The organism is Acidisphaera sp. L21 (assembly GCF_009765685.1).
Classification (GTDB): Bacteria; Pseudomonadota; Alphaproteobacteria; order Acetobacterales; family Acetobacteraceae; genus LMUY01.
The window spans coordinates 128,053-128,353 of the sequence record NZ_LMUY01000093.1 but is presented as its reverse complement, the minus strand read 5'-3'; the positions used below and the strand labels follow the sequence as shown (position 1 = coordinate 128,353).

At 52.8% G+C, this 301-nt stretch carries 1 tRNA gene; it reads left to right on the top strand.

What is annotated here, in order from left to right:
* Positions 1–182: 182 nt before the first annotated feature.
* Positions 183–254, top strand: a tRNA-Thr gene (locus tag GSQ76_RS19165).
* Positions 255–301: the final 47 nt, after the last annotated feature.

The window sequence follows — 301 nt, the reverse complement described above, 5'->3', positions numbered from 1 at the left end:
AGGCAGGCCGCCGACCTCATGCGGAGTGCATAACACCCTCTAAGTAGACCGCTATACCTCATCATAAAGGTCAAGCCGCGTTGTTTGCGAGGCGGTGATAAGGCTACGATGCCGTTTCTGGCAGACCGAGTTGGACGAATTTGATTGGAGCGTCGCGTGATTTCCAGCTAAGCTAATTAGACGCCGGGTTAGCACAGTGGTAGTGCAGCGGTTTTGTAAACCGAAGGTCGCGGGTTCAAATCCTGCACCCGGCATCGCGATAGGTAAGAGATTAGAGGCTGTGACTGCACATTAGGACTAA